Source organism: Isoptericola hypogeus, assembly GCF_039531145.1.
Lineage (GTDB): Bacteria > Actinomycetota > Actinomycetes > Actinomycetales > Cellulomonadaceae > Isoptericola > Isoptericola hypogeus.
Genome location: NZ_BAAAPM010000007.1, coordinates 1 through 6756, shown reverse-complemented (window position 1 = coordinate 6756; position 6756 = coordinate 1). Strand labels below are relative to the sequence as shown.

General features: G+C 75.4%; 8 protein-coding genes. 2 read left to right on the top strand and 6 right to left on the bottom strand.

The genetic code is table 11. The features are described from left to right. Positions 1–162: 162 nt before the first annotated feature. Together ABD254_RS15745 and ABD254_RS15740 are read right to left on the bottom strand one after the other, a co-directional pair. Complete coding sequence (locus tag ABD254_RS15745) at positions 163–660, bottom strand: hypothetical protein (protein ID WP_344249467.1); 498 nt, start codon at positions 658–660, stop codon at positions 163–165. 111 nt (positions 661–771) lie between these two features. After that, complete coding sequence (locus tag ABD254_RS15740) at positions 772–1569, bottom strand: dihydrofolate reductase family protein (RefSeq protein WP_344249465.1); 798 nt, start codon at positions 1567–1569, stop codon at positions 772–774. A gap of 104 nt (positions 1570–1673) precedes the next feature. Here ABD254_RS15740 and zapE point away from each other — a divergent pair, with 104 nt between their 5' ends. Beyond that, entirely contained in the window at positions 1674–2744 is a 1071-nt protein-coding gene (zapE, locus tag ABD254_RS15735; protein ID WP_344249471.1) for a cell division protein ZapE, read from the top strand. Between the two features lie 14 nt (positions 2745–2758). Here zapE and ABD254_RS15730 read toward each other — a convergent pair whose 3' ends face one another. After that, complete coding sequence (locus tag ABD254_RS15730) at positions 2759–4414, bottom strand: alpha-amylase family protein (protein ID WP_344249463.1); 1656 nt, start codon at positions 4412–4414, stop codon at positions 2759–2761. A 108-nt stretch (positions 4415–4522) separates the two neighbouring features. Here ABD254_RS15730 and ABD254_RS15725 point away from each other — a divergent pair, with 108 nt between their 5' ends. Beyond that, positions 4523–4780, top strand: coding sequence for a hypothetical protein (locus tag ABD254_RS15725; RefSeq protein ID WP_344249461.1), 258 nt, complete (start codon positions 4523–4525; stop codon positions 4778–4780). A 20-nt stretch (positions 4781–4800) separates the two neighbouring features. Here ABD254_RS15725 and ABD254_RS15720 read toward each other — a convergent pair whose 3' ends face one another. The 3 genes from ABD254_RS15720 to ABD254_RS15710 form a co-directional block, all read right to left on the bottom strand. Further along, complete coding sequence (locus ABD254_RS15720; RefSeq protein WP_425553825.1) at positions 4801–5103, bottom strand: hypothetical protein; 303 nt, start codon at positions 5101–5103, stop codon at positions 4801–4803. 30 nt (positions 5104–5133) lie between these two features. After that, positions 5134–5460 (bottom strand): DUF2277 domain-containing protein, encoded by a 327-nt coding sequence (locus tag ABD254_RS15715; protein WP_344249460.1) that lies wholly within the window; start codon positions 5458–5460, stop codon positions 5134–5136. Positions 5461–5532: 72 nt separating this feature from the next. Next, entirely contained in the window at positions 5533–6618 is a 1086-nt protein-coding gene (locus ABD254_RS15710) for a hypothetical protein (RefSeq protein WP_344249459.1), read from the bottom strand. Positions 6619–6756: the final 138 nt, after the last annotated feature.

Genomic DNA, 6756 nt, shown 5'->3' with positions numbered 1-6756 from the left:
CGAGCGTCTGCGTGATCTACTGACGGCCACATAGACCATCAGGTGTTGCGAGGACCCCTAGAAACCGCCACGCGTCGTCACGGGGGCCACGTCGTCCACGCCCGGCGCCCTCAGTCGGTGCTGGTCGCGCCCGAGGCTGCGGTTCCGCCGCGGGCGGGTGCCTCAGTCGCCGAGGGCGCTGGTGCCCGCGTAGAGGTGCAGCACCGGCACCTTGAGCTCGTCTCGGGCGCGCGAGGCCCAGTCGCGGCGCAGGGTGTCCTCGACCACGTGCGGGTAGGTGACCACCACCACGTCCTGCACGCCCTCGGGGCCGCCGTGGTCTGCCACGGCGGTCGCCAGGGCCGGCAGCGGGTCCTCAGGGATGACCTGACCGTCGGCGGCGGCGCCAGCCCCGCGCAGCAGCACCAGGGAGCCCTCGAGCCGCTCCGCGGCGGTCAGCTTCGCCTGCTGCTGCGTCGGCTCCTTGCCGACCAGGTCTTCTCCCGCCTCGCGGAGCTCGCCGGACCACAGGTGGTCGATGATGGCGGCCACGACGTTGCGGTCCGTGTCCTGCGGGACCAGCACGCGGTACCTCTCCGGCTGGTCGGCGTGCAGGGACAGGATGTGCGCCACGTCGGCGTCGGTGAGCGTGTCCTCGGTGAGGATGATGGTCGTCGGCATGGCAGCACGCTAGCCAGCCGCAGGGCCGCGCGCGAGGCAGGTGGGCGGTCCGGGCGGCCGGTGTCGCGGTCGTCACGCCGCGGCCGGCCGCGCGGCGACGACCGGCGTACCTCAGCGGACCGGGTCGTGCAGGTCCCACCGGGCCAGGAGGGTGCCGGTGGCCGGGGCGTGCAGCAGGTGGGCGAGCCTGGCCGGTCGCGCCGGGGTCGCGGGAAGGCCCGGGACGGACGCGGCGACGATCCGGCCCGGTCCCGCGCCGACCAGGCAGGGGCTCGTCGTGACGCAGAGCTCGTCGACGAGGTCCGCGCGCAGCATCGCCTCCAGCAGGTGCGGGCCGCCCTCGCACAGGACCCGTCGCAGGCCGCGGTCCGTGAGCGCGTCGAGGCCCGCCGCCAGGTCGACCGACTCCGGGTCGCCCGGGGCGGGGGCGGCGATCACCCGGTCGGCCGGGAGCGCGTCGCCGGCGACCTGCGCTCCCGCTGCGCCGGTGACGACGAGGGGCGGGCGGTCGGCGTCCGCCAGCGCCGTCGGCACCCGCCCCGAGCGTGTCACGAGGACGAGCTCCAGCCGCGCCGCGCGGTCGTCGGGCCCGGCGGTGATCCCGCCCGGCCGCTCGAGCGCCGTGTAGCCCTCGAGCCGGGCGGTTCCCGCCCCGATCAGCACCACGTCGGCGAGGGCGCGCAGCACCCGGAACACCCGCCAGTCGGCCTCGTCGTTGATCGAGCCGGAGAGGTGGTCCGGCCCCCAGGCTCCGCCGTCGACCGTGCTGACCATGTTGACCCGCACGTGCCGCCCCGCGGTGCCCCAGGCCGGCGAATAGAGCGCGGCGAGGCGCTCCTCCGCCGGGTCGGGCGCGACGTGCTCGGGCGCGGGGAGGACGACGTCGAGCGGCGCGGTGGCGGATGTCACAGCGGCCAGCGTAACCACGCGGCGTAACCTTGTCGGTCGTGACGCTCACGCAGGACGAGACCGGCGCGGCAGGCTCAGCCCCCGAGGCGACCGCGCCCCACGAGGTGACCGTGCCGGAACCGACGACCCCGACGCCGCCTCGCTCCCTGACCTCCGTGCGCCCGTCGGTGCCGCCGGAGCGGCTGCTGGCCGACCTCGTGCCGCCCCGCCACTTCGCGCAGGCACGCTTCGGCACGTACCGGGCCGACCCGGCGCACCCGAGCCAGGCGTCGACGCTCGCGCGGCTCCAGGAGTTCGCCGGCGAGGTGACGGCGCGGCCCGCCGGCGGCCTGCGCGCCCTGCTCGGCCGTCGGCGGCCCGTGCCCGCCGTGTACATGGACGGCGGTTTCGGCGTCGGCAAGACCCACCTGCTGACCTCCCTCACCCACGCGGTGACGGCGGAGGCCGGGCCCGGCTCGGCCGCCTACGGCACGTTCGTCGAGTACACGAACCTCGTCGGCGCGCTCGGCTTCCTGCCGACCGTCGAGGCGCTGGCCACCCGCAAGCTCGTGTGCATCGACGAGTTCGAGCTCGACGACCCCGGCGACACGGTGCTGATGTCCCGCCTGCTGCGCGAGCTGGCCGACCGCGGGGTCGCGCTCGCGGCCACCTCCAACACCCTGCCCGACGCGCTCGGGGAGGGGAGGTTCGCGGCCGAGGACTTCCTGCGCGAGATCCAGGCGCTCGCGTCGCGATTCGAGGTGCTCCGCGTCGACGGCGAGGACTACCGCCACCGGGCCGTGGTCACCGACTCGGAGGCGCTCGACGCGGACGTGGTCGCCGCGGCGGCCGGGGCCCGCCCGGGCGCGGTGCTGGACTCCTTCGACGACCTGCTCGCGCACCTCGCCACCGTGCACCCGAGCCGGTACGGGGCGCTGCTCGACGGCGTCGAGCTCCTCGCGCTCACCGACGTGCACCCGGTCACCCGGCAGGAGGTGGCGCTGCGCCTCGTGGTCCTCGTCGACCGGCTGTACGACCGCGACGTGCCCGTCCTGCTCGGTGGCGTCGTGGGCGGCGACCGGCAGCACCTGTTCACCCCCGAGATGCTCGCCGGCGGCTACCGCAAGAAGTACTACCGCGCGTTGTCGCGGCTCGGCGCGCTGGCTGAGGAGGGCCGCCGCCTCACCGCGGCGTAAGGGCGGCGCGGGCGTCAGGCCCGGCCCGCGGCGCGCAGCACGACCGGCGAGCGGGCGGCCAGGGCGAGGCGACCGCCGTCCAGACGGGCCTGGTCAGGGTCCCAGGCGGCCGCGACCTGCCACGGCCCACGGTCGGTGGCCAGCAGTCGCTCGACGTCGACGACGGCGTCCGCGTGCCCGGTCGCGAGGGCGACGGCGGCCGAGCCGCGGCGACCGAGCATGACCTCGCCGTCGCTGTGCACCTCGACCGGGGCATCGACCTCCGCCGTCACCTCGGGGCGGAGGCCGATCAGGGTGCGCGCCCACGCGACGAGCCGGCGCGACGCGGCGTCGTCCTGCCCGACCGGGACGTGCTCGGTGTCGAGCACCGGCGGGGTCCCGGCGAGCAGGGCGAAGGTGAGCAGGCAGGCGCGCTCGTCCTCGCTGCGGGCCGACGTGGCGGGCCCGCAGCCCGACGGCGACCACGGCACCGCGCGCGCCGCGGCGGGCAGGCGGGTGAGGTCCCCGACGAGGACCGACGCGGCGCGCTGGGTGGCGCGTCGGGCGCGGCGGAGGCTCGGGGGCCGCCACGGCTGGGCGTCGTTGGCCCCGAACACGTGCTGCGCGAGCCGCCGAAGGTCCTGAGCCCGGTCGTCGTCGCCCGGCGCGGCGAGGATGCCGTGCACGACGCTCGTGAGCCGGTCGCTGCGGCCGGGACCGTCGGTGAGCAGGGTCAGGGGGCGACCGAGCCGCTCGCCGAGGGCGTGGACGCGCTCGGCGAGCTCGCCCAGGAACGGCACGGGCGAGCGGTCCACGAGCGCCTCGACGTCCAGGAGCAGCCCGTCGACGTGGAAGTCCCGCAGCCAGCGCTCGGCGTCGGCGACGAGGAAGTCACGAGGTCCGCGGCTGCCGCTCCCGTCCAGGTTGAGCCGGGGGCTGTCCGTGCCCGCCGGCCCGGGGCGGGCCCCCGTGCGCGGGCCGATGCGCGACCCGACGGCGTACGGGCCGAACGCGTGCAGCCCGAGGTCGTCGGCCACGGCCCAGCGGTGCGGGAGGTCGAGCACGACGGCGAGCCCCGCCGCGTGGGCGGCGTCGACGAACCGCTGCAGCGCGCGCGGCCCGCCGTAGGGCTCGTGGACGGCGAAGAGCCGCACCCCCGACGCGGGCCCGCGCACGGCGTCGAAGGCCGCCACCGGGGACAGCTCGACGCCGGCGACGCCCGACGCGGCCACGGCGACGAGTCGCTCGGCGGCGGCGTCGAGCGTGCCGGCGGGGGTGAAGGTCGCGACGTCGACGTGCAGCAGCACGGCCTGCGCGAGGGCGCGGCCGGCCCATCCGTGGTCGGTCCAGGCGAACGCCGGGTCGAGCACGCGGGTGGGTCCGCCGAGCCCGGACGGGAGCAGCGGGCTGCAGGGGTCGGGGACGGGTGCGCCGCCGTCGACCGAGAACAGGTAGTCGGTGCCGGGCGGGAGCTCCTCGTCGGCCCGCCAGTAACCGGGCTCGTGGGCGCCGACGAGCCGCATGGGCCGACGCTCGTCGTCGCCGGGCCGGGGGAGGACGACGTCCACCGTCCGGGCGCGCGGCGCCCACACCAGCGGGCGCGTCCCGGGCCACGTGTCCCGGGAACCGGGAGCGGGAGGCGGGGCACCGAGCTCCACCGGCTCCTTGAGCCCTCGATCGGCAGCGGTCACGGCGGACACTCTAGCCAGGGGCACCGACGTCCGCGGGTCGAAGTTCACCGGAGAGAAAAAGTGTGCCAAGCGTGAGCGACCAGACCCGCCGCCTGCTAAGGATGGGACATGAGCAGCCCTGAGGCACGGGGCCCGTCGACCACCACGTCGGCGCGCGTCCCGGAACGGTCGGAACAACCCCTCGACGAGTCCATCGCCTCCCAGGCGCGGATCGCGCCCCGACGGACCTCGGTGGCGGACCCGCACCTCGACCCACGGCCGGGGGGAGACGCGAGCAAGGCTCCGGCCTCCCTCTCGGCGACCGAGCTCGGACCGATCGAGGGTGCGTCGAGCGGGGTGTCCTGGGACGACCCCGACGAGCTCTGAGAGCCCGACGGCGAGACCTGTCAGCGCGGGAGGCGGTCCGCCCCGACGGGAAGCAGCCGCGGCATCCCCGCCGGCGCCACGCGGCTCAGCGCGACGTAGCGGGCCTCCGCGCGGTGCAGACGGATGTGCTCGTCGAGCGACCAGTCCGGGCCGTTGGTGAGGACCATCCCGCACGAGCAGTCGATCTCCACGTCGCCCCCGGCGCCGTGCCGCACCTGGCCTACGGTGACGTGCGCCGCCCGGGCGAGCGCCTTGGCGCGGTGCATCGTGGCGGAGACGGGGCCGGCGGGGTCGTCGTCGCGGGTGCGCGGGTCGTGATCCACGCGGGCGAGCCTAACCGGTGACGGTCCGGCTCAGTGGGAGTGGGCGATGCCCAGCTCGTGCATCCGCTCGTGCTCCTCGCGGGCGGCCTGCCGGGCGGCGATGCGCGCCTGGACCTCCTCGCGGCGCAGCGGCGGGACCGACTTGGGCGGCTGGCGCCGGGCGGGCAGCTCGTCGAGCAGGCGCGTGACGATCTCGGCGATCTCCGTCGTCGCCCGGTCGCACGGCTCGCGGGTGGCGGCGCTGGCCGACCGCTGCACCCCCGTGACCTTGCGCACGAACTGGTCGGCGGCGGCCAGGATCTCTTCGTCCGTGGCGGGGGGCTCGAGCCCGCGCAGCGTCGTGATGTTGCGGCACATGCCTCCCCACGCTACGCCGCGGGGCGGCGTCGCGGCGTGGGGAGGCAGGTGCCGGCGCCCGAGGGCGCCCGCTCAGTCCGCCTGTCCGAGCAGCGCCGTCACGGAGCTCAGGGAGGCCGAGTGCACCCGCTTCACGATGTTGCGGGGGTCGTCGCTGGCGTGGGTGTAGGTGTAGGCGCCGCTCTCGTAGTTGATCCACAGCCGGCCGCCGAGCGTCGTGACGCCCTCGTTCATCGACGGCGCACGGAAGCAGTACGAGTTGGCGTCGGTGCGGGTCTGGACGCCGCGTGGCATGACCCAGATGTTCCCCCGGTCGTTGCGGCCGTACGACGTGGAGAAGAACACGCGGTTCGACGTGACGGCGACGCCCTGGGTCTTCTTGGGAGCGAAGTACTGCGAGACATAGCTGAGCGTGCCCGTCGCCTGGCTCCTGAGCGCGTACCTGTTGAGCTTGGTGTTCTCGGTCTCCGAGAAGCGCCCGGCCCAGAGGTTTCCGTCGCCGCTGCCGAGGAAGCCCACCGTGTACGACGCCTGGTACACCGACCGCGGCCCGTAGACGGAGCTCGTGTCCCTGCCCTCGAGCGCGCCGCGGACCGTCGAGAGCGGGTAGGCCCGGATCGTCTTCTCGGTGCCGACGTACACGTAGCCCCGATACACGGCGAGGCCCCCGACGTGCCCCGTCGCGATGAGCATCCGGCCGAGGCCGGTCCCCGCCCGGGGGCCGGTCGCGACGACGCCGAAGATCGCGCTCGCGTTGCTCGCGACCCTGTCGCCGTTGTCGCCGTCCGGGTCCTTGTTGCCGTTGGCGTCCTTGTAGGCGGAGATCAGGAGGATTTCCTCGGACGTCCCGTCCCAGTTCGCGACCGCGGCCATGCCCTGCGGCACGTACCGTCCGTCGAGGAGCCCCTCCGGGATCGGGCGGCTGGTGGCCTTCGAGGTGAGCGCGTCGTACCTCCTGCTCGCCGACGGTCCGGAGTACCAGGAGCTCGAGCTCGTCGAGGTGGTGCAGAGGGGGTCCTCGGCCGCGGTCGCGGCGGGTGCCGTCGCCACGAGCTGAGCGGAGACGGCGGCGGCGAGAGCCGTCACCGCGCCCAGCACTCGCCGTCGGAGGGGGTGGTCTTGGACCGTGCGGCCGGGCGCACCGGTGTGGATGGTCATCCCGGGTGTGTACCACGCCCGGCGGCTGCGCGCCCCGCGGTTCGTCCACGACGAAGGCCCCGGACCGTCGGCGGTTTCTAGGGGTCCTCGCAACACCTGATGGTCTATGTGGCCGTCAGTAGATCACGCAGACGCTCG